The 26,741-nt window shown below is 37.6% G+C and carries 32 protein-coding genes, 1 pseudogene and 2 riboswitches; of the genes and pseudogenes, 26 read left to right on the top strand and 7 right to left on the bottom strand.

Going from position 1 to position 26,741, the window contains the following annotated elements:
* Positions 1-71: 71 nt before the first annotated feature.
* The 6 genes from V1L66_RS03305 to V1L66_RS03330 form a co-directional block, all read right to left on the bottom strand.
* Positions 72-281 (bottom strand): hypothetical protein, encoded by a 210-nt coding sequence (locus V1L66_RS03305; RefSeq protein WP_333006902.1) that lies wholly within the window; start codon positions 279-281, stop codon positions 72-74.
* Positions 256-459 carry a hypothetical protein gene (locus V1L66_RS03310; RefSeq protein WP_333006903.1) on the bottom strand — a complete coding sequence of 68 codons (204 nt, stop codon included), beginning with the start codon at positions 457-459 and terminating at the stop codon, positions 256-258. The genes V1L66_RS03305 and V1L66_RS03310 overlap by 26 nt, the downstream gene beginning before the upstream one ends.
* A gap of 360 nt (positions 460-819) precedes the next feature.
* Positions 820-1,020 carry a hypothetical protein gene (locus V1L66_RS03315; RefSeq protein ID WP_333006904.1) on the bottom strand — a complete coding sequence of 67 codons (201 nt, stop codon included), beginning with the start codon at positions 1,018-1,020 and terminating at the stop codon, positions 820-822.
* Positions 1,021-1,088: 68 nt separating this feature from the next.
* A complete protein-coding gene (locus V1L66_RS03320; RefSeq protein ID WP_333006905.1) occupies positions 1,089-1,259 on the bottom strand; it encodes a hypothetical protein in 171 nt (56 codons plus the stop codon).
* A gap of 221 nt (positions 1,260-1,480) precedes the next feature.
* Positions 1,481-1,768, bottom strand: coding sequence for a hypothetical protein (locus V1L66_RS03325; RefSeq protein ID WP_333006906.1), 288 nt, complete (start codon positions 1,766-1,768; stop codon positions 1,481-1,483).
* Position 1,769: 1 nt separating this feature from the next.
* Entirely contained in the window at positions 1,770-3,053 is a 1,284-nt protein-coding gene (locus tag V1L66_RS03330; RefSeq protein ID WP_333006907.1) for a hypothetical protein, read from the bottom strand.
* A gap of 587 nt (positions 3,054-3,640) precedes the next feature.
* Between V1L66_RS03330 and V1L66_RS03335 the strand changes: the two genes are divergently transcribed.
* Positions 3,641-3,925, top strand: a complete 285-nt coding sequence (locus V1L66_RS03335) for a hypothetical protein (RefSeq protein ID WP_333006908.1) — start codon at positions 3,641-3,643, stop codon at positions 3,923-3,925.
* A gap of 582 nt (positions 3,926-4,507) precedes the next feature.
* Here the strand turns inward: V1L66_RS03335 and V1L66_RS03340 are convergent.
* Positions 4,508-5,071, bottom strand: a complete 564-nt coding sequence (locus V1L66_RS03340; protein WP_333006909.1) for a recombinase family protein — start codon at positions 5,069-5,071, stop codon at positions 4,508-4,510.
* A 932-nt stretch (positions 5,072-6,003) separates the two neighbouring features.
* Between V1L66_RS03340 and V1L66_RS03345 the strand changes: the two genes are divergently transcribed.
* From V1L66_RS03345 to purH, 25 genes and pseudogenes are all read left to right on the top strand, one after another.
* Positions 6,004-6,270 carry a hypothetical protein gene (locus tag V1L66_RS03345; RefSeq protein WP_333006910.1) on the top strand — a complete coding sequence of 89 codons (267 nt, stop codon included), beginning with the start codon at positions 6,004-6,006 and terminating at the stop codon, positions 6,268-6,270.
* Positions 6,267-6,662, top strand: coding sequence for a hypothetical protein (locus V1L66_RS03350; protein ID WP_333006912.1), 396 nt, complete (start codon positions 6,267-6,269; stop codon positions 6,660-6,662). The genes V1L66_RS03345 and V1L66_RS03350 overlap by 4 nt, the downstream gene beginning before the upstream one ends.
* A gap of 1 nt (position 6,663) precedes the next feature.
* Entirely contained in the window at positions 6,664-7,134 is a 471-nt protein-coding gene (locus V1L66_RS03355; protein ID WP_312124145.1) for a hypothetical protein, read from the top strand.
* A 46-nt stretch (positions 7,135-7,180) separates the two neighbouring features.
* Complete coding sequence (locus V1L66_RS03360; protein ID WP_333006914.1) at positions 7,181-7,753, top strand: hypothetical protein; 573 nt, start codon at positions 7,181-7,183, stop codon at positions 7,751-7,753.
* Positions 7,754-7,861: 108 nt separating this feature from the next.
* Positions 7,862-8,707 carry a major capsid protein gene (locus V1L66_RS03365; protein WP_333006915.1) on the top strand — a complete coding sequence of 282 codons (846 nt, stop codon included), beginning with the start codon at positions 7,862-7,864 and terminating at the stop codon, positions 8,705-8,707.
* Between the two features lie 234 nt (positions 8,708-8,941).
* Positions 8,942-9,145 carry a hypothetical protein gene (locus V1L66_RS03370; protein ID WP_333006916.1) on the top strand — a complete coding sequence of 68 codons (204 nt, stop codon included), beginning with the start codon at positions 8,942-8,944 and terminating at the stop codon, positions 9,143-9,145.
* 265 nt (positions 9,146-9,410) lie between these two features.
* The gene (locus tag V1L66_RS03375; RefSeq protein WP_333006917.1) at positions 9,411-9,710 is read left to right on the top strand and encodes a hypothetical protein; all 300 of its coding nucleotides are present in this window, start codon (positions 9,411-9,413) and stop codon (positions 9,708-9,710) included.
* Between the two features lie 54 nt (positions 9,711-9,764).
* Positions 9,765-10,073: a hypothetical protein gene (locus V1L66_RS03380; protein WP_333006918.1), complete on the top strand. Its 309-nt coding sequence runs from the start codon at positions 9,765-9,767 to the stop codon at positions 10,071-10,073.
* Positions 10,074-10,111: 38 nt separating this feature from the next.
* Entirely contained in the window at positions 10,112-10,414 is a 303-nt protein-coding gene (locus tag V1L66_RS03385) for a hypothetical protein (protein WP_333006919.1), read from the top strand.
* Between the two features lie 164 nt (positions 10,415-10,578).
* Positions 10,579-10,830, top strand: a pseudogene (locus V1L66_RS03390) (GMP synthase (glutamine-hydrolyzing)); the annotation flags it as partial.
* 174 nt (positions 10,831-11,004) lie between these two features.
* Positions 11,005-11,673 carry an MOSC domain-containing protein gene (locus V1L66_RS03395; protein WP_312126838.1) on the top strand — a complete coding sequence of 223 codons (669 nt, stop codon included), beginning with the start codon at positions 11,005-11,007 and terminating at the stop codon, positions 11,671-11,673.
* A gap of 209 nt (positions 11,674-11,882) precedes the next feature.
* Positions 11,883-11,984: riboswitch (purine riboswitch) on the top strand.
* Between the two features lie 131 nt (positions 11,985-12,115).
* Entirely contained in the window at positions 12,116-13,417 is a 1,302-nt protein-coding gene (locus V1L66_RS03400; protein ID WP_036076061.1) for an NCS2 family permease, read from the top strand.
* A gap of 625 nt (positions 13,418-14,042) precedes the next feature.
* Positions 14,043-14,309, top strand: a complete 267-nt coding sequence (locus tag V1L66_RS03405; RefSeq protein WP_036076848.1) for a hypothetical protein — start codon at positions 14,043-14,045, stop codon at positions 14,307-14,309.
* 136 nt (positions 14,310-14,445) lie between these two features.
* A complete protein-coding gene (locus V1L66_RS03410) occupies positions 14,446-14,640 on the top strand; it encodes an NETI motif-containing protein (RefSeq protein WP_036076850.1) in 195 nt (64 codons plus the stop codon).
* Between the two features lie 93 nt (positions 14,641-14,733).
* Positions 14,734-14,832: riboswitch (purine riboswitch) on the top strand.
* A gap of 212 nt (positions 14,833-15,044) precedes the next feature.
* Positions 15,045-15,533, top strand: coding sequence for a 5-(carboxyamino)imidazole ribonucleotide mutase (gene purE, locus V1L66_RS03415; protein ID WP_016992386.1), 489 nt, complete (start codon positions 15,045-15,047; stop codon positions 15,531-15,533).
* Positions 15,530-16,654, top strand: coding sequence for a 5-(carboxyamino)imidazole ribonucleotide synthase (gene purK / locus V1L66_RS03420; RefSeq protein WP_016992385.1), 1,125 nt, complete (start codon positions 15,530-15,532; stop codon positions 16,652-16,654). The genes purE and purK overlap by 4 nt, the downstream gene beginning before the upstream one ends.
* Before the next feature lie 13 nt (positions 16,655-16,667).
* Positions 16,668-17,963 (top strand): adenylosuccinate lyase, encoded by a 1,296-nt coding sequence (purB, locus tag V1L66_RS03425; RefSeq protein ID WP_016992384.1) that lies wholly within the window; start codon positions 16,668-16,670, stop codon positions 17,961-17,963.
* A 128-nt stretch (positions 17,964-18,091) separates the two neighbouring features.
* Positions 18,092-18,802 (top strand): phosphoribosylaminoimidazolesuccinocarboxamide synthase, encoded by a 711-nt coding sequence (purC, locus tag V1L66_RS03430; protein ID WP_312127141.1) that lies wholly within the window; start codon positions 18,092-18,094, stop codon positions 18,800-18,802.
* 2 nt (positions 18,803-18,804) lie between these two features.
* Positions 18,805-19,053, top strand: a complete 249-nt coding sequence (gene purS / locus V1L66_RS03435) for a phosphoribosylformylglycinamidine synthase subunit PurS (protein WP_016992383.1) — start codon at positions 18,805-18,807, stop codon at positions 19,051-19,053.
* A 2-nt stretch (positions 19,054-19,055) separates the two neighbouring features.
* Positions 19,056-19,739, top strand: coding sequence for a phosphoribosylformylglycinamidine synthase subunit PurQ (gene purQ, locus V1L66_RS03440; protein ID WP_016992382.1), 684 nt, complete (start codon positions 19,056-19,058; stop codon positions 19,737-19,739).
* The gene (gene purL / locus V1L66_RS03445; RefSeq protein WP_016992381.1) at positions 19,726-21,960 is read left to right on the top strand and encodes a phosphoribosylformylglycinamidine synthase subunit PurL; all 2,235 of its coding nucleotides are present in this window, start codon (positions 19,726-19,728) and stop codon (positions 21,958-21,960) included. Before purQ ends, purL begins: the two co-directional genes overlap by 14 nt.
* Positions 21,936-23,360, top strand: a complete 1,425-nt coding sequence (purF, locus tag V1L66_RS03450) for an amidophosphoribosyltransferase (RefSeq protein WP_004225733.1) — start codon at positions 21,936-21,938, stop codon at positions 23,358-23,360. The genes purL and purF overlap by 25 nt, the downstream gene beginning before the upstream one ends.
* 95 nt (positions 23,361-23,455) lie before the next feature.
* Complete coding sequence (purM, locus tag V1L66_RS03455) at positions 23,456-24,511, top strand: phosphoribosylformylglycinamidine cyclo-ligase (RefSeq protein ID WP_016992380.1); 1,056 nt, start codon at positions 23,456-23,458, stop codon at positions 24,509-24,511.
* A complete protein-coding gene (gene purN, locus V1L66_RS03460; RefSeq protein ID WP_004225729.1) occupies positions 24,511-25,080 on the top strand; it encodes a phosphoribosylglycinamide formyltransferase in 570 nt (189 codons plus the stop codon). Before purM ends, purN begins: the two co-directional genes overlap by 1 nt.
* Before the next feature lie 112 nt (positions 25,081-25,192).
* The gene (gene purH, locus V1L66_RS03465) at positions 25,193-26,719 is read left to right on the top strand and encodes a bifunctional phosphoribosylaminoimidazolecarboxamide formyltransferase/IMP cyclohydrolase (protein ID WP_312127144.1); all 1,527 of its coding nucleotides are present in this window, start codon (positions 25,193-25,195) and stop codon (positions 26,717-26,719) included.
* The last annotated feature ends 22 nt before the right edge of the window (positions 26,720-26,741 follow it).

Here is a 26,741-nt window from a genome sequence, read left to right on the forward strand (position 1 = left end):
CAATAAGAAAAGTCGATTCCTTAACATACTGGAACTCGACTTTGTTTTTTATGATTATTGCATGAACTCTTTTAATTCTTTACCATTTTTGGCTGTGTAGCCATCGGAAATAGCTGTGTTCTAACTTCCTTTGCAATTTCTGAATTTCGCAATAGCATTCCTACACGTAGAATCGCACGTTTTGGAAATAGCCGTAAGCCACGTGAAGGAATAGTTATTTCACCCCCACCTAACACTGTAACGATTGTTTTCCCTCTACCAGTTTGTAAAAGATAGAACATCTACCTTTAAAGAATCAATAACTTCATCTTTCCTGTATGTGACAAACCCGTCTGAAATAATTTCGTCTTTGTGATTATGAACTAAAAATTTAATTACATCTTCGCTAACATCATAAAACGTTGCAACTTGCTTCAGTGTCGCCATTTCTAACGCTGGAAGTAGTAACAACCCTTTCATACGTTCAAGCACTTCCACACGCTTTACCAGCCGAAAAAGTTGTTGATACGTTAATTGCAAGAATACAGAATCATACGGGCATGTTTTAAGTTACTCGGAAGTAATATATGCCCGTAAAATCAATCTTTTGGAGTCTGTATATGGGAAAACATTAGTTCTGTTTGTCTACGCCTTTATATAACCACTAGCACAATAAACTGATTAGACCAATTCCAGTTAAGAATAATATTCCTATTCCATGTGGAGAATTTAAGGATTTTAAATAAAAAACGGTATCATGCATTTGCTATCACCCTATATTAGCTTGGGTTTGAAATGTATTATTTATGAATGTGGAAATATGGAATAACACTTAATATATCATTTTAGAAGTGAACCCTGCTTATATAAGTATGTCAATGAGACACCTTTTCTTTTAGCTACTTGTTTAATTAAATCTATCTCGTGGTACATAGAATTAGACAAAATTCCATTCTCTATATTTTTGCTAATATGATAATAAAACCCTGCTAACATTTCTAACGATAATTCACCGTATAAAGAATTTTTGTTATCAACCATTAACAGCCACCTTCGTTCCCCTTTTTAAACAAGTATATAGAATGCTTTTTTTATCGCAATATGGGATTTTAATTTAAAGCTGTTCCTTGAAGTGTTTCTATGCTTTCTTGTTTAACTATTTCGTCTACATAATATTCAATAAGTAAAACCTCCAAGTTCATTCTTTCTTCTGAACTCATATTTGACTTCATTGTTACATGTAGTTCTTTAATAACTTCCTTAGCAGTTTTTAAATTCATATATTTTCACCAAACCTTTCTACAAACAATGTTAATGGTATTCATTTTGCAACTGTATCGCAAGGCACAATTTTTACCACACATTGCATAGCTGATAGGGCATTGGTGTTAATTGTATTATTGAGGTAAATTTAGGGTAGAAAAACCTGGAAAAATAAGAAAAGCCCACCTTTAGTTGATGGGCTTTCTTGAAACGGTGGGCTTATTGGAATTTGAATATCCTATCCTTCAGATTTCCCCTTCGACTCTTTTTCCATACCGTTTAATTGTTGTTGTGTAAGGTCAGGAAATAGCTTCTTTATTTTTCTTGGATGGCGTTCCATGTAGTCCATAAATGAATAGTAACAGTCTTTTCTGCTTTTGCCATTTACGATTTTTTTAATTGTTGCCTTTGATACTGGAAATTGTTTTTCTATCTGATAAGGAAGAAGCTTTTTAACCTTGTTTAGATATAGGATTTTGTAAACATCCTTATCAGTGAGTTTTACGTTATATATGCTATTTGCCATACTACAAGTCCCCTTCCAAATAGTCAGTCAGAAGTGTTCTCATACGCTTTGATGGGATATATACGTTTATTTGTTGCCCATGTCTGATACGGCTTCTAAACAGCCACTGAAGCAATTCAGAAAGGGCAAAAGTATCTTCATCAACCTGAACGCCATGCTTAAAGAAGAAATTCTTTGTTACTGGATTCATAAAACGATTTGCTAGATAAATACATACAGATTTATCTTGATATTGATTGGTAGCCCTACAATTCACGGAAACAAAGGAATTTTTCAGACCCGTTGGTGTTAATGTATCTTGAAATTCTTTGAATGTTGTCCACATGACTTCATCCGTTGAAACCTTGCATTTATTGCGGTAGAAATTATAAGCGTTATCTTTGAGTACCTTTTTTATTGCTGTTTGTTTGGTTCTTGTTCGCAAATTACTCATGCTGAAATCTATACGCTTATCGCCAACTTTGTTCATATCCTTTCTATCAGCTGGTGAAGGTGTGTAAATATTAATGTTGTCCCTGATATGTGCAAGCTGTTCGTTGTGATATTGGTTGTATTCAGTTAGCTGATATGTGCCTTCAATGTTGGCAACAGAATGATAATTATATTGAACTCTGAACAGGTCAAAATATGCCCGTTGAATTTGCCCATCAAATAAATATGTCAGTAAATAAATTTCATCAAAACAATGGAAAGATTCTGCTGGAAATGTCCAATACAAGACAACGGGTTGCCCTTCATCATTCTCATACATCATCAAATTTCCAGCGTTAGCAAGGTTGCGTATTTTAGTGAAATAACCGTCATCGCTATCGTATTCAGGCTTATTCCAGCGTACAAAACCCCCATCATCCACCTTTATAATTCCTTCACTGTATAATAGCCGTAAATCGGACTTTGTATATTCTTCTAATGGTGCAATTACATTCATTACTTCATCCAAAATAAGTGTATAGTTTTCGCTTGCTAATAAGTCTAATAGTTCCGCATCCACACGCTGGAATAACGAATGAGTTGAAGCAATATCAGCACCTTCAGAAATCAGGCGTTTAATATCTTCAAGTTTTGTGCCATCTTCATTTGATGGCTGAACAAATTCTCTACTGATACAATCTGAAATGATACGTTCCACTTCATCCGTGAATGGTGTTATGTAGATGAATTTTTGCCGTGCTGGTGCATTGTTCATATGATGGATAGCCCAACTGGATTTCCCACTTCCCATAATTGAATCAATGACTTTGATTGTTGGTGTGTTCAGTTGTCGTACTGAATTGATTAGATTCATGGTGGTATTCCCCCGATTTCGTAAATGTTTCTTCATCCCTTTAAACAAGGAAATGGGGAAATTCAGACAAGTAATTTGATGTTGAAAAGAATCTTTACTTTCACTGCTTAGTAAACGATTGCTGAAACCCTTGATATGACTGGGTTTGTAGCAGATTTCCTTTAAAAGAGACGAGTATAAAAAAGAAAAAAGAAGATGCTTCGCACGTGGAAGAAAAGCACTTCCACGCTAAAATGAAAACTAAAGTAGTAATCTGAAAAGGGAATCTGAAAAGTAGTACGGTAGAATTGTTCAGCAGATTAAAAAAATCAGTAAAAGTTGTATTTCAACATCTTCGAGTGAAGCGAGAAGGCGTAAGCAAGCCTTTGAACTTAATCTTTTGTTGTCATTAATCTTTTAAAATTGTTTATTGTTAGTTTGGCTATTGTTAAGTGTACAAAAAATGAACGGGACTTATGTAATATTCTTTAACGTGTAATTAAGAAGCAGCTGTTAAATTATTTAAATAAGTGTGGTCTGAATCGACAGGAAAGATTGTTGATGGGTTGTAGCAACAATAAAAGCAACCAAAAAGGAGACCACCACAAATGAAAACAATGATAAATACAGATGCCCGTATAGTTAAAACACTAATGAGAAAGCACCTTACAGTGAAAGAATTACATTCAGCAGAACAAGGTAAATTCTACTTTGCGAAAAGTGGTGATTTCATATTTCCGATTCATGGGAAGTTTGCTATTTCGATTAATGGATTGGATATAGGGGGTGCCGTAATTGCTGATGGAATGCCAGTATTTGATGAGGTAAGAATAGCCCATTTATTAAATATTTTAGGGAAAGACGGTTGGTATAAATGTTATTTTGAAAAGTAATTCAAAGCTAATGTTGATTGGAAGGCACTGCATAAAATCAGTGTCTTTTCTTGTATCCTTTTTTAAGTGTGGATATGTCTAAAATATATCTGTAATATAGCCATATTATTGATGGAATACAGCTGAAATTTACATGTTATGAAGTCGATGGATCTGAAAGGAAATAAGGTGTCAACTATTTCACCTTTGTATGTTATAACGCTTCCCATTGTTCTAACAGCGTTTTTCATATTTCTTTGTCTTATATGGGGAAATAAACAACGTTGAACAGGTGAAGCCGTGTGCGTTGATGATGCTGAAGGTACTGATAATTGTGTCATGAATGTGTCTGAATATCAGTGAAATGACTGGTGAAAATACAGCTGAAAACCCCATATAATGCACCCCGTGGACGTAAACGAAAATGAGTGCCTATCTTCTTTTGCAGGCAATTTATAACGATTGTAGCCCATCCCTGAAGGCGTTCTAGCTTTCATATTGGAAAATAAATGAAGCCCGTTAAAATGAAGTGTGTGGGCTTAGATGGGGTGTGTTCCTGAAGTGTATTTAACAAAGAAGTAAATAAAAAAAGAACCAGTGTAATCAAACCAGTTCTTTAGCCTTTGCATATATGGTTGAACGGGGTACACCAGTCATTTTTGCAATCTCATTGACTGATAACCCATTATTGCCCCTATCCTGAAAGAGTGACAATGCTTTCTTTACTTGCTTTTCATCTTGTCCAACACGCCCCATATGTGTACCCTTTGCCTTTGCCCGTTCTCTACCTTCAGATGTTCTTTCATTGATTAAATCCCGTTCAAATGTAGCAATAGCACCTAGCATTGTAAGCATTAGCTTTCCATTAGGTGTAGTGAAATCAATGCCTTCTTTAATGAATACTAGGCCAATTCCCCGTGCTTCTAAATCTTCAGCAATCTTTAAAAGGTCAAATGTAGAACGTGCTAGCCTATCCAATTTATGAACTACCAGCTTATCGCCTTCACGTAAATATTCCAGTGCTTTCTTCAGTTCTGGTCTATCAGACTTTGCACCACTTTCCTTCTCCATAAAAATCTTTTCACAGCCGTATTCTTTTAATACTTCAATCTGATTAGTCAAATCTTGTCCCTTTGTTGAAACTCTTGCATAGCCTATAATTTCCATATGTATCACTTTCCTTTTTCAGTCTTAAAGTCTAAAGGACTTATGTACAATGTATTTTAGACTAACTTTTAGACGTTGTAAAGTATTATTTTTAGATGTTTTGGGTTGTCTTTGTTGGGTGTCCTGAAGTTGTAACTTTTAGACGGTGGGTGTGCTTTATTTAATAGAGTTACGCTACTATCAGCCACGGCCTATTACTACCCATATCCACATACACATTCGTACTCCATATGAAGAAGGAATGCATTTTTAATAAGTATCATTTTCATACAAACGAAGTAAATTGTATGCTTGAATATTAATGTTCAAAAATAAATTAATAATAAATATTGATAGGGGGTACACGGGGGACAGGGGTACTCTTTTTATTAATTTAGTGTATTAAAAATGGATATCCTATTTTTAGCACCCTATATTTTAAGTACCTTTTCAGTAAGTGACCTGAATGCCTTCTATCCACCAGAATCCCTTCTTGTAACTACCGTGAAAGTGACTTGTAAGCAAGTGAAATCCTTCTAAACGTATAAGTACCCACCTGAATCCGTCTGAACGCTTGTTGTAAATCGCATCTATTGCACTTATGTCCTGAAAATTCCAAGGGGGGGCATTCATAAATAGTGATTCTGATATATGGGATATCCAACATTAAATTTTTTTCTAATTTTTTGTACTGTAAGTTTTCCTGTGTTTTCCCCAGTGTGTACCAGTTGTATGTCATGGGTACAAACCACCATCTTTTGAATCGGTGTCTTACAAATGCCCCTTTTCACGAACCCTATATATAGAGAAACCTAAGCATAAAGCATTTAGTTGAATCAGCCATTCACTACTACATATTAGACTAACGGGCAACCTTCAGGGTTGTCCTTTTTCTATTGCCTTATGACTAATAAATTATCAGCACAAAGAGTATAAAAGGGGGCTTGAAAAAAATGAACATTACACTATTTCGCATATTACGGGGCTTTTATGGACTGAATCAAACTGGATTAGGGCAACTACTCGGCAAATCACAGAGTACGATTGCTTGTTATGAAATTGGCACTATTGAGATTCCAGCAAAAGTTGCTGAACGTATGAAAGAACTTGCAAAGGAAATCGGCATAACGGAACTTGACCTGATGGTGCTTCAGCAGTTAGTAGCTGAATCAGCAAAAGCACAAGCAGTATTAAAAACGAAAGCTGGTGAACAACCATGACACTACAAACAAAAATTGAGTACCTTATTTCCACCATTGGAAAGAGTAAATATGATTCTTCTCACGTGAATAGCAAACTTACTTCAGCGATTGCTGAAGCCCGTGAAATCACATTCAAGTATCAGGCTAATTCGGTGCATTCAGACTTACAAGAACACCTGAAAACTTTCAAATCATATGGCAAGCAGAACAAGGCAAGATTAATTGCCACTTTGGAAGATGTTCAGCGTGAATTAAATTATAAGCACCCTAACAAGAAGTTGGCTTTGTACTGGTTGAATACAATCCTAGAAACCAGCTACTACACAGACAAATTACAAAAGCGATTGCTAAAAGATGCCACCGTAAAAAGTAAAAAAACAGTTCAAATTGAAGTGCTGGAGGTGAGTTAGTATGACCATATACGATGAAAAGTTATTAAAGACTGTTCCCGTGCCCCCTGATTTAACAGATAGGCATGTAGCACTTGCACAACAGTACACCCGTGCAAAGATGCTGGAAGGGCATACCATAGCTGGTTTCTGTAAAGCAAATAGAATCAGCACAAATACATGGTATGATTTTCTCGAAATTCCTTCCTTCATAAAGTACATGGCAGATATACAGAATCTTGTTATACCAGCAGATGAAAAGGATGCATTTCAGCAAATGAAAAAACACATCTTGAAGATTCCTTATAAAGAAAATCCTACTATTAAAGAAACAGAGTTGTTTATGGATGTATTCGGGTATTTAGCAGAGAATGACAAACGCATTCAAATGGAACGATTAGGATTGACTAAAACTTCATCTGGGACTTCCAATGCTATGAGTGTGGAAGAACGCAAGACACAATTGCTGGGAAGGCTTATGAAGAAGGGCTAGGTATTGAACAATTGAAGATTAATATTCAAAAAGGGGAATAGATACTATGAAAAATATAAAGAAAATAGTGGCTGGCTTGTTGAACAAAGCTTCCGATGCATCCACAAGCTATGAACTTGCATTGGAACGTAAACAAGAAGAGTTGGTTCAGCTACAGCTACACCTTCAGGATGAACAAATAAAGTTAAAGGATTATCACAAACTAGCATTGCTTCAGCAAGTTTCTGAACAAACGTATGAGGAACAGAAGCAAGTTGTGACATCTATGACTGATAAAATTCAATCTATCCAGCTTGAAATGAAACAAATTGAATTGTATAAGACCGAAGATGTAAATGCCGTGATTGCGGAGATTCAATCTAACAAAGCAGAAATGAATAAGGCACAGCAAGAGGAAATACAAGCAATTAAAGAAGGCATTGCAGAAGCAAAGAGTGAATATCTGCAAAAGCTTTCAATTTTAGGTGAACAGTATGATTCTGCAATTAAAGAAGAAGGACTACTGCAAAGCTTCTTAGTGGATTTAGGAAAGCAACCTAACGTCTATCTGCCATACAAAATGGAGATTTTAGGTGCTGGTGCAACAGTTTCGATTCATGAAGTAGAAAACAACCTTTAAAACAACCAAATATTAGTGCACCCATGCACCCCAACAAAGCTAACTGATGAAATCCAGTTGGCTTTTTTCATTGCAAAAAACTTACAAAGAAATGGAGATTGATTTTATATGCCAGGAATTACACTTACTGAAGCTAGCTACTTAACAAGCAACCCAATGAAGAAAGGTATCATCCAAACGATTGCACGTGAATCAGCTGTATTAGAAGTATTGCCATTCGAAACGATTTTTGGTGCTACGTATGGCTTTATCCGTGAAGAAACAGACGGTGGTGCAACTTTTCGTGCAGTAAATGAAGAATATATTGTTGAGAACCCTACCAATTCGGAACACTTCGAGGAACTACGCAGACTAGGTTCAAAGGTTGAAGTTGACCGTTATATTGAATTGACTGGAAATCTAAACAATGTACGTGCTGAAGCCACAGCAAGCAAGGCAAAGGCTATTGCCAACCACTTTACACAGACTTTCTTCCACGGTGATTCATCTGTAAACCCTATGGAGTTTGACGGCTTAAATAAGCGAATGGACGCTACACAGGTAGTTGATGCTAGTGGCTTCCCATTACACACAGGATTAATCCACCAGCTGTTAGATAAAGTGCAAGGCGGGGCGGACGTAATTTTTATGAACAAAAAAACACGCCGTAAAGTAAATGAATTATTCATGGCACAGAAAGCCTTCATTGAACCTTCACAAGATGCCTTCGGACGTCCAGTGCAACGCTTCGGAGATGTTCGAATTGCAGTTGTAGAAGATGCATTCTTGCCTGACAACGCTATCTATGCAATGTCACTTGGTCCTGATGCAGTAACTGGTATTCAGGCTGGTGAAATTACAGCCGTAGATAATGGGTTACGTGGGACTACCTACGAAACTTTAATTGAATGGTACGTCTCAATTGTGGTAAGCAATCCTTACAGTGTTGCGAAATTAAAAGACTTTACAATCTAGTAGCAATCTGAAGACTTCAGCCATCTTCAGATTGTTTTATTACCAGCTATGCCCCCATAGTTGTCACCCTATTAGTTCGTTATGAACTGGTAGGGGATTTTTTTTGCATTGTTATACATTTTATTCTAGTCAAACAGCACTTAAATCCCATGTTATTATGCTACAACCCATGTTAAAATATGACTAATACATAATTAATATATACTTAAAATACATGTTTAGAGGTGTTGGAATATGGCAATTGAAACATTAAAGATTATCGAGAGACTTCAAGAAATTTCTACAGATATAGGTGTAATGAAAACAGACTTGAAAGGCGAGATTAAAGAATTGAAGAAAGAAGTTGCTGAAGTACACCAGCGTCTTAGGGTAGTCGAAATCAAACTTGAATCATTAGAAAAGATGGTAGTGATAACTGACGCTACTTTACTACAATAAATTAAACTATGAACATAAGCATTTACAATGAAACTGAATATTTAGAAAATACATCGGATAACGACCAGTTGGCTAACCTTCCTTAAAGATGTTTTCTATATTATTAAATTGCCTTGACTTCAATGTCAGGGATGAAGCTACTGATGATGTAATTTTGAATATTGTACTTCTACGGAAGAAAATAAGGATATAAATTTATTGAAGGAAAAGTTAATCCAAGAAGCTACTCATTAGGATGAAGTTGAATATACTGAGGTGTACTAAAATGACAAACAACACAAACGAACTTACACAAATGATGGAAATGCTTCAAGGTATGCAAGCTAAAATGAATGAAATGAACCAAGACATGAACCAACGCTTTGATGGTTTGGAAAAGGAAATCAAAGAACTACGAATTGAAGTAAATGAGTTCAAACAGGTTTCTACGGAAGAACACAATAGAGTGGTTGAAAATGTTGACACTATCACACAGAAAACAGCTAAACATGCAAGGTATATTAATTACCTAGCTGGTGAAGTTGGCAAGCACAGCATGATTTTAAATGTAATAGACAAGAAGTAAAACAAGGCATTCAAATGAGTGCCTTTTTATTCCGACTGAAAGGGGAAATTAACAATGGATGATATGAACGATAATGAAGCTAAAAAAGCGATTATGGGCATGTTGAAGGAACTTCAAAACAATATGGATAGCTTTCATGCAGATATAAAAGAACTAAACACTGAAATGCATACAAGCTTTGATTCACTGGATAAAAAGCTTGATTCGATAGATGGGCATTTTGCGTCAATGCATACAAGTTTTGATTCAATCGACTCTAATCTTGATAAAATCAGTCAACTAGCTGAAGAAGAAATACAACGTGAAAAGAACCGAACGGCACAGTATGCCGAAATGTTGGAAAGACTAAAGTTTCCTGAATAGATAGAGGAATAACAAGAAACATCTTAGGAGTGGTCAAAATGACAAACGAAAACTTAATTATTGAAATGCTTCAAAACATCACTAAAGGCATGGACGACATGAAAGCTGAAATGAAAGCTGAAATGGCTGAAATGAAAGCTGAACTTAAATCTGAAATAGCTGAAGTGAAACAAGAACTATCTGAAGTGAAAGGTAAGGTCGACAGTCTTGGTGAAATGGTTGAACATACCGTGAAGCTACAGCAAGATTCAGATGAACAACTATCTAATACATTGAAATACATCACTGATAAGATTTTAGAACACGACATCGCAATCCATACTTTACGCAACAAGCAATAAAACAGGGCACTCTTTCGAGTGCATTTTGTAAATATAATGATAGGTTGTTGACCCATAATGAGTAGTTTCCTTATTAATAATCTAGATTTTTTATGAAAAACGTGCTACTATTTAGAAGTTGAAATTAAATAGAAGTTTAACTTACATATAAAATTAATTGCCCTGACATTTGGCAATACTTCACGGTATTACCTGATATCCGTTCAGTTGGTGTAATGGGTGATGCACGTACGTATGACTATGCAATCGGTATCCGTGCAGTAACATCTATCGACGGTATGACTTCAGACTGGGCACGCATTCCTTGGGATGTACTAGAGAAAATCTCTGTCCGCCTAGTAAACGAAGTAAAACATGTGAACCGCGTGCTGTACGATATTACATCTAAGCCACCTGCAACGATTGAGTGGGAATAATAGCAAAAGCCCTAAAAGCTCTAAGAGGTTTTTAGGGCTTTTTTGATTTCATTCTTTCTGAATTTATGGCTGAATGAAGTTTCCTAACATGCAAAAATTGCTGGTAAAGTGATGTATGTAGTAAACTAAATGAATGCAAAAGAAATTATATTAGTCAGATTAGGGGGGATTTAAATGGAGAAAAATAAACCAAAAATACATACATTAGCAGTTGGGATGCCAAAAGAGTTGATTGATAGTAAAGGGCGTTCAATGATTACGGGGATTGAAAAACAAAGCGTGCAGGAAGTTTACTTGTCCTCTCATGGCTTCGAAGGAGATGATGTGGCAGATAAAAAACATCATGGTGGCCCTGACCGCGCAGTTTGTTTATATCCTGCGGAGCATTACATCCAATGGGAACAGGAACTTGGGAAAACGTTGCCCATTGCTGCATTTGGTGAAAATTTAACAGTAACAAATATGTTAGAAGCAGATGTTTGTATTGGTGATGTTTATAAAATTGGAGATGCTGTCATCCAAATTACACAGGGGCGTATTCCGTGTAGCACGATCGATAGATATACAGAGGCAAACATATTGCTCAAGCGTTTAATCGAAACAGGCTATACAGGTTTCCTTGCACGTGTACTAGAAGAAGGGACAATCTGTGCAGAATCAACAATTGAGCTTGTAGAAAAGCATCCTGCATGTATATCTGTTTTGTATTGCAATGAAGTGTACTTTAAAAACAAAGATGCGATCGCAATGAAACAAATACAAGCAGTAGATGCATTAGCAGAAGATTGGAAAGAAAAATTAGAAAAAAGAATTCAGGTCTTGCAAAGTAAAGTGACGAGTTAAAACATAAGTTCAAAAGAAGGATCCTCTAGAATTTCTAGGGGATTTTTTCTTTAAACGGATAAATGGAATGTTCAGTACAAAGCTTCTTTAGTAACGTTTTTAATAGAACCTGAACAATAAATAAGAATTTTACACGAACTTTCGTATTTCTTTTTAGAAAAATGTTCGGAAATAGGGTTGAAATCTAAAAAACGAAATGATATATTACGAATGTAAATTAAATACGTCGTCGTATAATGTCGGGGATAAGGCCCGTGAGTTTCTACCAAGTTACCGTAAATAACTTGACTACGATTTAGGTTTATACATAAACGTATAAACACTAATTTGTTTCACACACTAATTGTGATGAAATATATCGTAGACATGCGACTAGTAGAGTAGTCGGCGTGTCTTTTTTGTTTTCGATATTGAGGACGACCACACGGAGGATTTTTTGATAATGAAAAAATATTTCATGTTCGATGAATTAGGAACTAATTATCGCCGCGAAATAATAGGTGGTATTACAACCTTCCTTGCAATGGCATATATTCTAGCTGTTAACCCAGGTATTCTAGAAAATGCAGGGATGGATAAAGGTGCTGTTTTCGTAGCAACAGCATTAGCAGCAGCAGTCGGTTCTTTGATTATGGGGATTTTCGCTAAATTCCCGATTTCACTTGCTCCTGGAATGGGGCTAAATGCATTCTTTGCATTTACTGTAGTCGGAGCATATGGTATTCCATGGCAAACTGGTTTAACAGGTGTGTTCTTCTCAGGGATTATCTTTATTATTTTATCTTTAACTGGTATCCGTGAAACCGTTATTAACGCAATTCCAGTACAACTTAAATATGCAGTTTCTGCAGGTATTGGTTTGTTTATCACTTTTGTTGGTTTACAAGGAGCGGGGATCATTGTCGATAGCCCAGCTACTTTAGTCACTTTAGGAAGTTTCACAGGCGCTACATTATTAGCGGTTTTCGGTATTATTCTTTCAGTTATTCTTATTATTAAATTGCGCAGTATTGGTATTTTCTTAGGTATGGTGATTACAGCAGTTATTGGGATGATCACAGGTATCATTGATCCCCCAACAGCGGTTGTATCAGCTATCCCAAGTGTAGATTCTACATTCATGGTAGCATTAGAACCACTAGGTGATATTGGTACATTATTGAATGTGAAGTTCTTAGTAGTAGTATTAACATTCTTGTTTGTTGATTTCTTTGATACAGCCGGTACTTTAATGGCTGTTGCGACACAAGCAGGCTTAGTAAAAGATAATAAACTACCACGTGCTGGCCGTGCCTTAATGGCAGATGCACTAGCAACAACTATCGGTTCTTTATTTGGTACATCAACAACAACTGCATACGTAGAGTCAACTTCTGGAGTTGCTGCAGGTGCTCGTTCAGGATTCTCGGCAGTTGTAACAGCAGTACTATTCTTAGTAGCATTATTCTTCTCACCATTATTAGCGGTTGTAACACCAGCAGTTACTGCTCCAGCTTTAGTAATCGTAGGGGTACTTATGGTATCGTCATTACGTTTAATTGATTGGGATAAATTCGAAATAGCAGTACCTGCATTCTTTACAGTGTTAATGATGCCACTTGGTTATTCAATTGCTACTGGTATTGCAATCGGCTTTGTATTCTACCCAATTACAATGTTATTAGCAGGTCGAAAAAAAGAAATTCATCCAATGATGTATGGTCTATTCTTTGTCTTCCTTGCATACTTCATTTGGGTACGTTAGTTAAACAGACACCTCTCATTGTTAGTAAGATACTAATCATGAGAGGTGTTTTTTTATTAAAAATAAAAAGCAATAAATTGTTGGTTAGAGCAATCAAAAATTAAGTTGATCCTAATTAAAAGAGTTATGGTTTTTATACATTATATAGAAGAAACTCGTTTTTAAATAATGAGAATAGTTTTACTTTAACGAAAGGCTTGCAAACTTAAATTTAAGATGATATATTTAAACACGTTGTTACGAAACAAACGAACAACTTCAAAAATATTAACATAAACAGTTGACAACATGTTAACAATATGTTAAATTATAAAAAGTTACTTAGCGTAACTAGTAAATGAACCTTGAAAACTGAACAAGCAAAACGTAATCAATAAAGTTTTAAGTAGCTAGCTTTGCTAGTGAACAAAATACTAAGCTCTTTAGCGCCGATGGTAGTTGGGGGCTTCCCCCTGTGAGAGTAGGACGTCGCTAGGCAATAAAAAAAGTCATGGATCTATTCCATGGCTTTTTTTATTATGTGAACTATTATAAAATGCTATAATATATTTAATATTTTCAAGCAGATTTAAAGATAAATTCTTTCAACTAGATACATTTTGGATTTAATAATGGAGGAATCAAAATGAGGCAGAACATTTTTTCTGCGATTTCGATCTCGAGTCTTCTACTTATATTCTTTATGTTTGGTTATGATTCAGCAAAATGGTATGGAGGCTTTTTTACACTTCTCTATCATATAAATATGTTTATGCCGTTTATTTTAGGTGGTTTAGGCATTGTCAGTGCTCTATTAGGCATCAAAGGATATCGTCTGGTTCTTGTTGTCCTTCATTTGTTCCTACAGCTATTATTTTTTTGTATCTATTTAAAGGTATTTTATGGTTCATAGTCATTAATCAAAACTGCGGAGAGAAATCTGCAGTTTTTCTATATATTTAAGTTCTTACATACTTCTGTAAGCAACAAAAGGTATAATGAATTACAAATTGGTTGAATGAATATGTACAGTGGAAAGGAAGAAAAAGTTGGGAAAAAAGCAAATTTGGTATGAGGTACAAGAAAACGAGTCAATTGAGGATTGTTTGGCAAGAATGCGGAAAGACGGCTTTATGGTCATAGGACGAAAAGAAGAGCCGCTTTTTCATATCGTAGATGGTGAGCCAGCTTATTTACGTCAAAAAATACAGTTTAAAGGTATACCTGCTCAAGATATCGAATGATTTTGACTAAAAACCGAACGTTTTTTTTAACCTAATAAAAAATGTTCGCATTTTTGCATTGACGATAAGACAATCCCTTGTTAAAATGTGAGAAGGAAAAACAAATAAATCCCACATATATGCTAGAGGATTGGCTCTAGTGTCTCTACCCGGCACCGTAAATGCTGGACTATGCGGGAAAGCACTTTTGGCATATGGTGAGAAGGTCTTTGTACAGCTATGTACATGGAGATGATCTTGTCCTAATAGTCCTCAAGTAAACTGCTTTCACGTGTAATGGTAGAGAGTAGTTTATTTGGGGATTTTCTTTGTAAATAAATAAGAATTGCAGTAGCTAATCAAAATAGAGGCTAGCACAATAAATAATTGATCATTTTTCTATCGTTTAAAAGGAGCGACAATTTATGAATCCGAAAATCGGTGTCATTATGGGTAGTTCAAGTGACTGGGAAACAATGAAACATGCATGTGATATTTTAGAAGAATTACAAGTACCGTACGAAAAGAAAGTTGTATCTGCACATCGTACACCTGATTTAATGTTTGAATATGCAGAGGCAGCTCGAGGACGAGGAATACAAGTAATTATTGCTGGAGCAGGTGGGGCTGCACATTTACCAGGAATGGTGGCAGCTAAAACAACATTACCTGTCATCGGTGTACCAGTTCAATCACGTGCACTGAATGGACTTGATTCACTATTATCCATCGTTCAAATGCCTGGTGGCGTACCTGTAGCAACTGTAGCAATTGGCAAAGCAGGAGCGACTAATGCAGGGTTACTTGCAGCTCAAATTTTGTCAACAACAGATGCGGAGCTTGCTAATAAATTAGATGCTAGACGTGAAGCAACAAAGCAGCAAGTATTAGAAAGTACAGGTGACTTAGTGTGACGAAGATTATTTATCCTGGACAAACGATAGGCATTATAGGCGGAGGACAACTTGGTCGAATGATGGCGCTGGCTGCAAAGGAGTCTGGTTTTAAAGTGGCTGTTCTTGAGCCAACAATGGACTCACCGTGTGGGCAGGTAGCTGATATTCGTATTGTAGCTCCATATGATGATGAAGCTGCTTTAGAAGAACTTGCAGAAGTAAGTGATGTTATCACTTATGAATTTGAAAATATTGATTATGAAGGCTTAAAGCGTTTATCTCAAATGGCTTATGTTCCTCAAGGAGCAGAGTTGGTACGTATTACACAAAACCGTATAACAGAGAAAGAAGCTATTGTGAAAGCTGGTTGCCCAGTAGCACCATATATTGTCGCAAAAACTTATGAAGAATTAGTAGCCAATATTGATTTGATTGGTTATCCTTGTATAGTCAAAACAGCAAGAGGTGGTTATGATGGCAAGGGACAGCAGCTTTTAAAATCAACTGAAGATTTACCTTTAGCGAAAGAATTATTCATGCATTCGCAGTGTATTGCAGAAGGATTTGTTCCTTTCGTAAAGGAAGTATCGGTCATTGTTCAAAGAAATGGTCATGGTGAATCGTATTGTCAGCCAGTTGGAGAGAACATTCATGTTCATCATATTCTTCACGAGACAATTGTACCTGCTCGCATAACTGAAAGCACAGCTCAAGCTGCGGAACGAGAAGCTTTGAAAATTGCAGATTACTTACATTTAGTAGGAACGCTAGCAGTAGAAATGTTTGTATTAGAAGATGGTAGTATTGTTATCAATGAATTAGCACCAAGACCTCATAATTCTGGTCACTATTCAATTGAAGCATGTAATGTTTCACAATTTCATCAGCATATTCGTGCTGTTTGTGGATGGCCGTTACGTAAGCCGCAATTATGGGCACCGTCCATTATGGTCAATGTATTAGGGCAGCATGTCGTGCCACTCAGTAACTCAATTGCTAAATATCCTGAATGGTCCATACATCTTTATGGGAAAGCTGAAGCTAAGGTCAACCGTAAAATGGGCCATGTGACGATTATGACAAAAGACTTAGAAGCTACACTACAACAAATCGAGAGTTCTGGCATTTGGTCAGAATAGAAGGAGATAAGCGATGATTGAACGTTACACAAGACCCGAAATGGGCGCAATTTGGACAGAACAAAATAAATACCAAGCTTGGCTAGAGGTTGAAATTTTAGCTTGTGAAGCATGGGCAGAGTTAGGCGATATCCCAAAAGAGGATGTTGCTAAAATTCGTGAAAATGCTTCATTTGATGTGAATCGTATTTTAGAAATTGAACAAGAAACTCGTCATGACGTTGTAGCCTTTACTCGTGCTGTCTCTGAAACACTTGGAGAAGAGCGTAAATGGGTGCATTATGGTTTAACTTCTACAGACGTAGTAGATACAGCCCTTTCTTATTTAATCAAACAAGCAAATGATATTTTACGAAAGGATATCGTAAATTTCATTGATATTATTGCTGCTAAGGCAAAAGAACATAAACATACAGTTATGATGGGACGCACACATGGTGTTCATGCTGAACCAACAACTTTCGGTTTGAAACTTGGTTTATGGTATGAGGAAATGAAGCGTAACCTTGAACGTTTTGAAGCGGCTGCCAAAGTAATTGAAACAGGGAAAATGTCGGGAGCTGTTGGAACATATGCCAATATCGATCCTCGTGTTGAGCAATACGTTTGCGATAAATTAGGCCTTGCAGCTTCACCGATTTCAACACAAACTTTACAGCGTGACCGCCATGCTCAGTATTTAGGGGCATTAGCTTTAATCGCTACTTCAATTGAAAAATTCGCAACAGAAATTCGTGGGCTACAGAAATCTGAAACACGTGAAGTGGAGGAAGCTTTTGCAAAAGGTCAAAAAGGATCATCAGCAATGCCACATAAACGTAATCCAATTGGTTCTGAAAACATGGTTGGTATGTCTCGTTTAATGCGTGGTTATATGGTGACAGCTTATGAAAATGTAGCTTTATGGCATGAACGTGATATTTCACATTCATCTGCAGAGCGCGTTATTTTACCGGATGCAACAATTACTCTTAACTATATGCTAAATCGCTTCGGTAATATTGTGAAAAACTTAACAGTATTCCCTGAGAACATGAAACGTAATATGGATCGTACATTTGGTCTTATTTATTCTCAACGCATCTTACTAGCATTGATTGATAAAGGTTTAGTACGTGAGGAAGCTTATGATACAGTACAACCTTTAGCAATGCAGGCTTGGGACGAGCAAGTTCAATTCCGTACATTAGTCGATGCAAGTGAAAAAATCACATCTTATTTAACAAAAGAAGAGTTGGATGATTGTTTTGATTACAACTACCACTTACAGCATGTTGATATGATTTTTGAACGACTAGGACTTAACTAATATTTATTTAGCCATCTAATAATAAATGTTAGAGCCACCAGTAAAAGTTTCAGAGTTGAATCGTAGAGATATGGTTCAATTCTGAACATTATTACAAGCGTATCTCATAATATCAGGGGGAAAACGAAATGACTAAAGGTCAACTTTTGTATGAAGGTAAAGCAAAAAAATTGTACACAACAGAGGAAGCCGATGTTCTTCTTGTTGAGTATAAGGATAGTGCAACAGCATTCAACGGAGAAAAAAAAGAAGAAATTGAAGGCAAGGGCATTTTAAATAATCGCATTACTTCATTAATTTTCGAAAAATTACGAGCTAACGGAATTGCGTCACATTTCGTAAAACTATTATCTGATACGCAACAGCTTGTAAAAAAAGTAGAAATTATTCCGATTGAAGTGGTTGTTCGTAATATCGCTGCAGGAAGTTTAGCAAAACGTCTTGGTCTTGAAGAGGGTACAGCTTTAAAAAGACCAATCGTCGAATTTTATTATAAAGATGATGAATTAGGCGATCCACTTATTACAACAGAGCATATTGACGTCCTAGATCTTGCGACACCTTCTGAAGTAACTGCTATTTATGATGGCGCACTAGCCGTTAACAAAGTTCTACAACCTATCTTTGAAGATGTTAATGTCACATTAATTGATTTTAAATTAGAATTTGGTCGTGATATGGATGGCAATGTATTATTAGCTGATGAAATTTCACCAGATACTTGCAGACTTTGGGACGCTACAACAAAGCAAAAGTTAGACAAAGATGTTTTTCGTCGTGACCTTGGTAATTTAACTGAAGTTTATACTATTATACTTTCTAGACTCGGAGGCAAATAACAATGAAAAAAGTAAAAATCTATGTAACATTACGTGAGAGCATTCTTGATCCTCAAGGCTCTGCAGTACAGGGTTCTTTAGCTAAAATGGGCTACGGTGAAGTAGAAGATTTACGTATCGGTAAATATCTTGAACTATCAATTAAAGATACAGAACGTGACATTGATACTCTAGTAAAAGAAATGTGTGAAAAGGTTTTAACGAACGTTGTAATTGAAGACTACCGTTACGAAGTCGAGGAGGCTATTTAATCATGAAATTCGCAGTACTCGTATTCCCTGGGTCAAACTGTGATATCGATATGTATCATGCGATTAAAGACGAGCTAGGTGAAGAAGTAGAATATGTATGGCATACAGCAACAGATCTAAGTGGTTTTGATGGCATTTTAGTACCTGGAGGATTCTCCTATGGAGATTATCTTCGTTGTGGCGCAATGGCTAATCAATCTAACATTATGGCAGAAGTTAAGAAGGCAGCAGATGCTGGTAAACCTGTATTAGGTGTATGTAACGGCTTCCAAATCCTAACGGAAGCAGGTTTATTGCCAGGAGCCTTATTACGCAATAAAAACCTCAAATTTATGTGCCGTACAGTGCAGCTTAAAGTTGAAAACAACAATACATTATTCACAAATCAATATGAGCAAGGTCAAATCATCAATATTCCAATCGCACATGGTGAAGGTAACTACTACTGTGACGAGGAAACTTTACAATCACTAAAAGATAATAATCAAATCGTATTCACATACTCAGGTGACAATCCAAACGGTTCTTTAGAAGATATCGCAGGGATTATAAACGAGCGCGGCAATGTATTAGGGATGATGCCACACCCAGAGCGAGCTGTTGATGCACTGGTGGGCGGCGCAGACGGTCTAGCAGTATTTAAATCAATCGTGAAGCAGTGGAGGGAAAATCATGTCAACAACTAAGTTTGAGCCAACAGCACAGCAAATTAAAGATGAAAAGCTATACGCTGGAATGGGGATGTCAGACGAAGAATTTGCAATGGTAGAAGGTATTTTAGGACGTCTACCTAACTGGACAGAGACAGGTCTTTTCTCAGTAATGTGGTCTGAACACTGCTCTTACAAAAATTCAAAGCCAGTACTACGTAAATTCCCTACAAAAGGACCTCAAGTACTACAAGGACCAGGTGAAGGTGCGGGTATTGTGGATATTGGTGATGAGCAAGCGGTCGTATTTAAAATGGAATCGCATAACCATCCATCTGCAATAGAACCTTATCAAGGGGCTGCAACGGGTGTGGGTGGCATTATCCGTGATGTTTTTTCAATGGGTGCACGTCCAATCGCTATGTTAAACTCATTACGCTTTGGTGAATTAAAGTCAGCACGTGGTAAATATCTATTTGAAGAAGTAGTAGCGGGTATCGCAGGTTATGGTAACTGTATTGGAATCCCAACAGTAGGTGGCGAAATTCAATTCGATCCTTGCTATGAAGGCAATCCACTTGTGAATGCTATGTGTGTCGGTTTAATTGATCATAAAGATATTCAACGAGGTATTGCAGCTGGTGTAGGTAATACAGTGATGTATGTAGGAGCGAAAACGGGTCGTGATGGTATTCATGGTGCAACATTCGCCTCTGAGGAATTAACTGAGGAATCAGAAAACCAACGTCCAGCAGTACAAGTTGGCGATCCATTTATGGAGAAACTTTTACTTGAAGCATGTTTAGAGGTTGTAAAATCTGATGCTTTAGTTGGTATTCAAGATATGGGTGCCGCTGGTCTTACTTCTTCTTCAGCAGAAATGGCTTCAAAGGCTGGTTCTGGTGTAGAAATGAACTTAGACTTAGTGCCTCAACGTGAAACAGGAATGTCAGCATATGAAATGATGTTGTCTGAGTCTCAAGAACGTATGCTTTTAGTTGTGAAAAAAGGTCGCGAAGATGAAATTAAAGCGATTTTCGATAAATATGATTTAGATGCAGTAGCGATTGGCCGCGTTACAGATGACAAAATGCTTCGTCTGCTACACAAAGGACAAATAGTGGCAGAGGTACCTGCAGACGCATTAGCAGAAGATGCACCTGTTTACCATAAACCATCTGCAGAGCCTGCTTACTATGCAGAGTTCCAAGCAATCGAAAACACTGAGCCTGCTGTGACAGATTATAAAGAAACACTAAATGCTTTATTAAAAGCACCGACAATTGCTTCTAAAGAATGGGTATACGATCAATATGATTATCAGGTACGTACATCAACAGTTGTTAAACCAGGCTCTGACGCTGCCGTTATTCGAGTACGTGGCACAAATAAAGGGTTAGCAATGACAACAGACTGTAACTCTCGTTATATCTATTTAGACCCTGAAGTAGGTGGTGCTATCGCGGTAGCCGAAGCAGCTCGTAATATCGTGGCAACTGGTGGTACGCCACTTGCGATTACAGACTGCTTAAACTTTGGTAATCCAGAGAAACCAGAAATCTTCTGGCAAATTGAAAAATCTGCTGATGGTATTTCAGCAGCTTGTACGGCATTAAATGCGCCAGTAATTGGAGGTAACGTTTCACTTTATAATGAGCGTTCAGGCGAAGCGGTGTATCCAACGCCGACAATTGGTATGGTTGGTCTTATTGAAGACTTAGCCCATGTAACGACACAGGAAGTAAAAGCTGCAGGGGATATTGTCTTTGTTATTGGTGAGACAAAAACAGAATTTGGTGGTTCAGAGCTTCAAAAGCTATTAAATAATGGTGTTATTTCAGGGAAAGCGCCATCTATCGATTTAGAGGTTGAAGCGACACGTCAGCAAGCTTTATTAAAAGCGATTAAAGCAGGCCTTGTTCAATCTGCTCATGATGTAGCAGAGGGCGGTCTAGCTGTTGCAATTGCGGAAACAACATTTGGCGCAAACGGTCTTGGTGTGGACGTAACATTAACAGGCTCTGCAACAACAGCGTTATTCAGTGAGAGTCAATCTCGTTTTGTTGTCACAGTTAAAGAAGAAAATGCTGCAGCATTTGTAGAAATCATCAAAGATGCTCAAAAAATTGGTGTCGTAACAAACGATGCACTTGTGAAAATCAACGGGGACAAAGGTGTGCTTGTAGAAGGTACAGTGGAGGAATTCCGTTCTAATTGGAAAGGAGCAATCCCATGCTTGCTGAACTCAGAGGCTTAAACGAAGAATGTGGGGTGTTTGGTATTTGGGGTAACCCAAATCCAGCACACCTTAGCTATTACGGGCTTCATGCTCTTCAACACCGTGGACAAGAAGGCGCTGGAATTGTCGTTTCAGACGGACAGCATCTTCGCGCGGTGAAAGGCGAAGGACTAGTTAATGATGTTTTCAACGAAGATAAATTAAAAGCAGTGAACGGTAAAGCAGCTATTGCGCATGTTCGTTACACAACTGCTGGTGGTGGCGGTATCGAAAATGTACAGCCATTATTATTCCATTCCTCAACTGGTAGCCTTTCAATTGCCCATAACGGTAACTTAGTCAATGCGACACATTTAAAGCAGTATCTAGAGCGACAAGGTAGCATTTTCCACTCTAGCTCGGATACAGAAGTGCTGGCGCATCTTATTAAGAAAAGCTCACATTCACCATTCCGGGCGAAGGTGAAAAATGCCCTATCTCTTTTAAAGGGTGCCTATTCTTTCTTAATTATGACAAAGGATGAAATGCTTGTTGCACGTGATCCACATGGTTTACGTCCATTATCTCTTGGAAAGCTAGGAGATGGCTGGGTGGTAGCTTCTGAAACTTGTGCATTCGATTTAATTGGTGCAGAATTCGTTCGTTCGGTAGAACCAGGCGAATTAATCATTATTAACGATGAGGGCGTAAAATCAGATCGTTTTGCTGATATGGATAAACGTTCAATGTGTGCGATGGAATATGTTTATTTAGCACGTCCTGATTCGGATATTGATGGTATTAACGTTCATATGGCACGAAAACGTATGGGTAAACAGCTTGCTCGTGAGTGTGCACATATTGAGGCAGATGTTGTAACAGGTGTTCCTGATTCAAGTATTTCAGCAGCGATTGGTTTTGCAGAAGAAAGTGGAATCCCTTATGAATTAGGACTTATTAAAAACCGTTATGTTGGTCGTACGTTTATTCAGCCGACACAAGAGTTACGTGAACGTGGTGTAAAAATGAAACTTTCACCTGTTGTTCAAGTCGTAAAAGGAAAAAAAGTAGTAATGGTAGATGATTCTATCGTTCGTGGTACAACATCTCGTCGCATTGTCAAAATGCTAAAAGATGCTGGTGCAGCGGAAGTTCATGTTGTTATTTCCTCACCGCCGATGACAAATCCTTGTTATTATGGCATTGATACATCAACGCACGAAGAACTGATTGCTTCTAGTCATAATGTAGATGAAATTCGTGAAGCAATTGGGGCAGATTCTCTAACTTTCCTTTCTGTTGAGGGGATGGTAGAAACAATTGCACGACCATATGAAGATGAAAACAGAGGGCTTTGTCTTGCTTGCTTTACAGGCAAATATCCAACAGAGATTTTCCCGGATACGATCTTGCCTCATGAAAAAGAATTATTACGTTAAGAAAAACATCGCAACAAATTAGTGTACTCTAGAGAATTTACAGTCATTTCTATCTAGGAAACTTAGGCGACTTGGATGATAAGGAGGAACTCTGCGTGTCAAAGGCATATGAACAAGCAGGTGTAAATATTGAAGCGGGCTATGAAGCCGTAAAACGAATGAAGTCTCATGTTGAACGTACGAACCGTCTAGGTGTAATGGGGACGTTTGGTGGCTTTGGTGGCATGTTTGACTTGTCACAACTTAATCTTAAGGAACCTGTTCTTATTTCAGGGACAGATGGTGTTGGAACAAAGCTAAAGCTAGCCTTCATGGTAGACAAACACGATACAATCGGTGTGGACTGTGTAGCAATGTGTGTAAATGATATTGTTGCCCAAGGAGCAGAACCACTGTACTTTTTAGATTACGTAGCTCTTGGAAAAGCAGAGCCTGCAAAAATCGAACAAATTGTCAAAGGTGTTGCAGATGGCTGTGTGCAATCTGGTGCGGCCCTAATAGGTGGCGAAACTGCAGAAATGCCTGGTCTTTATGAAGAAGATGAATATGATCTAGCTGGCTTTGCAGTGGGTGCTTGTGAAAAGTCTGCTATTGTGACAGGTGAAAAAATTGCAGAAGGCGATGTACTGATTGGGATTGCCTCAAGTGGTGTACATTCAAACGGTTATTCTTTAGTGCGTAAAATTGTCTTTGCAGATCATCAGTATGCGGTGGATGCGATTATAGAAGGCTATGAAGATCTAGGCCCAATCGGTGAGGCGCTTCTAGTGCCAACAAAGTTATATGCTAAACCCGTTCTAGCAGCTTTAAAGGCAGCAGATGTACATGGCTGTGCACATGTTACAGGTGGCGGTTTCTATGAAAATCTACCACGCATGATGCCAGAAGGACTAGCAACGGAAATCGACTTAGGTTCTTGGCCTGTATTACGTATCTTTGAATTCCTAAAAGAAAAAGGTCAGCTAGAAGATAAAGATTTATACAATGTGTTTAACATGGGTATTGGCTTTGTAATAGCTGTGCCAGCAACTGAAGCTGATAAAGTAATTGCTGCAGTAGAAGCAAATGGTGAAAAGGCCTATACAATCGGACGTGTTATAAAAGGTGATGGCGTAGTATTTAATGGCTCACATGATGGGAGTTTAGTGTAATGACTGCACCAACAAAAATCGCCGTGTTCGCGTCAGGCAGCGGTAGTAATTTTCAAGCCATTCAAGAGGCCATTGAACGTGGTGAACTTCATGCAAAGGTCGCACTTGTGGTCACAGATAAGCCTGGAGCATTTGTAGTAACACGTGCTGAAAACTTTGGGATTCCAGTGTTAGCATTGAATCCAAAAGAGTTTGTCTCGAAGTCAGCATATGAGACAGCTATTATCGAAGCTTTACATGAGTGCGATGTGAAATGGATTGTGCTTGCAGGATATATGCGTTTAATCAGTGATGTATTATTAGCAGCCTTTCCACAGCGAATTGTTAACATTCACCCTTCCCTACTGCCGGCTTTTCCTGGAAAAGACGCTATTGGACAGGCCATCAATCATGGTGTGAAAATCACAGGTGTAACAGTGCATTTTGTTGATGAAGGGATGGATACTGGTCCAATTATCGCTCAGGCAGCGGTACCTGTCATTGAAGGAAATCGCGAGGCAACAGAAGCTGAAATTCATAAACAAGAGCATTTGTTATATACAAAGGCATTACAGCAATTATTACAGTAACTGAAGAAGGAGTTAGGTCGAGAACCCTACTCAATTTAAACAAGACCTAACTCTATTAATCTATTAAAGGTCAGTTCGTGGACAGCACGATAAAAATTAGGAGGATATTGTTGTGACAAAACGTGCATTAATCAGTGTTTCCAATAAAGATGGTATTTTAGAATTTGCAAAGGAATTAGTAGCATTAGGTTATGAAATTTTATCAACTGGCGGTACAAAAAAAATGTTACAGGACAATGCAGTAGCTGTAACAGCAGTAGATGAAGTAACGAAATTTCCTGAAATTTTAGATGGTCGTGTGAAAACATTAAATCCAATGATTCACGGTGGTCTATTAGGAAAGTTTGACGATGCGTCTCATCAAGCACAGATGAATGAGCATGGAATTGAGCCAATTGAAATTGTTTGTGTTAATCTATATCCATTTGTTGAAACAATTTCAAAGCCTAATGTAACTTGGGATGATGCAATTGAAAACATTGATATCGGTGGCCCAACAATGTTACGTTCTGCTGCAAAAAACCATCAATATGTAACAGTAATCGTGGACAGCAATGACTATGCAATTGTATTAGAGGAACTTAAAGCAGACGGTGCCACAACAATTGAAACACGTCGTAAACTAGCTGCGAAAGTTTTCCGTCACACAGCCGCTTATGATTCCTATATTTCAAATTACCTGACTGAAGAAGAGTTCCCAGAGAGCTTAACGATGACATATGAATTAAAGCAAAATTTACGCTATGGCGAAAACCCTCATCAAAAAGCGGCCTTCTACCAAAAGCGTCTTGGCTCTGACTTTTCATTAGCATTTGCTACACAATTGCATGGTAAAGAGTTATCTTACAATAATATTCAAGATGGTAATGCAGCTTTACAAATTGTAAAAGAATTTGAATTGCCAGCTGCCGTAGCGGTGAAACATATGAATCCATGTGGTGTTGGCACAGGTGTCACGTTAGAGGCAGCATTCGATAAAGCATATGAAGCAGATCCAACATCTATTTTTGGCGGTATTATCGCATTAAATATGGAAGTGGATGCAGCAACTGCTGAGAAGCTAAGTCATATTTTCCTAGAAATTATTATTGCACCTGCTTTCTCACAAGAAGCATTAGATATTTTAACGAAAAAGAAAAATATCCGCTTACTAACAATTCCTTTCGAGCAAGCGAAACAAGATTCATTCAATGTAGTATCAGTAGAGGGTGGCCTACTTGTACAGGAACCAGATCGTTATGGCTTTAGCAATGCGGATATTAAAGTTGTGACAGATCGTGAACCAACAGAGCAAGAATGGGAAGCATTGCAACTTGGTTGGTCTGTTGTCAAACATGTGAAATCAAATGCGATTGTTGTAACAGACTCTCACATGACACTTGGCGTTGGCGCAGGTCAAATGAACCGTGTAGGTGCAGCTAAAATCGCCTTTGAACAAGCTGGAGAAAAAGCAAAAGGTGCTGCATTAGCATCAGATGCATTTTTCCCAATGAGTGATACTGTGGAGGCTGCAGCAGCTGCAGGAATTACAGCAATTATTCAACCAGGTGGTTCGATTAAAGATCAAGATTCCATTGATAAAGCAAATGAATACGGCATTGCAATGGTATTCACAGGCGTACGTCACTTTAAACATTAATTGTTAAAGCATATAGGAAACA

The organism is Lysinibacillus sp. IITD104, assembly GCF_036698265.2.
GTDB classification, from domain to species: Bacteria; Bacillota; Bacilli; order Bacillales_A; family Planococcaceae; genus Lysinibacillus; species Lysinibacillus boronitolerans.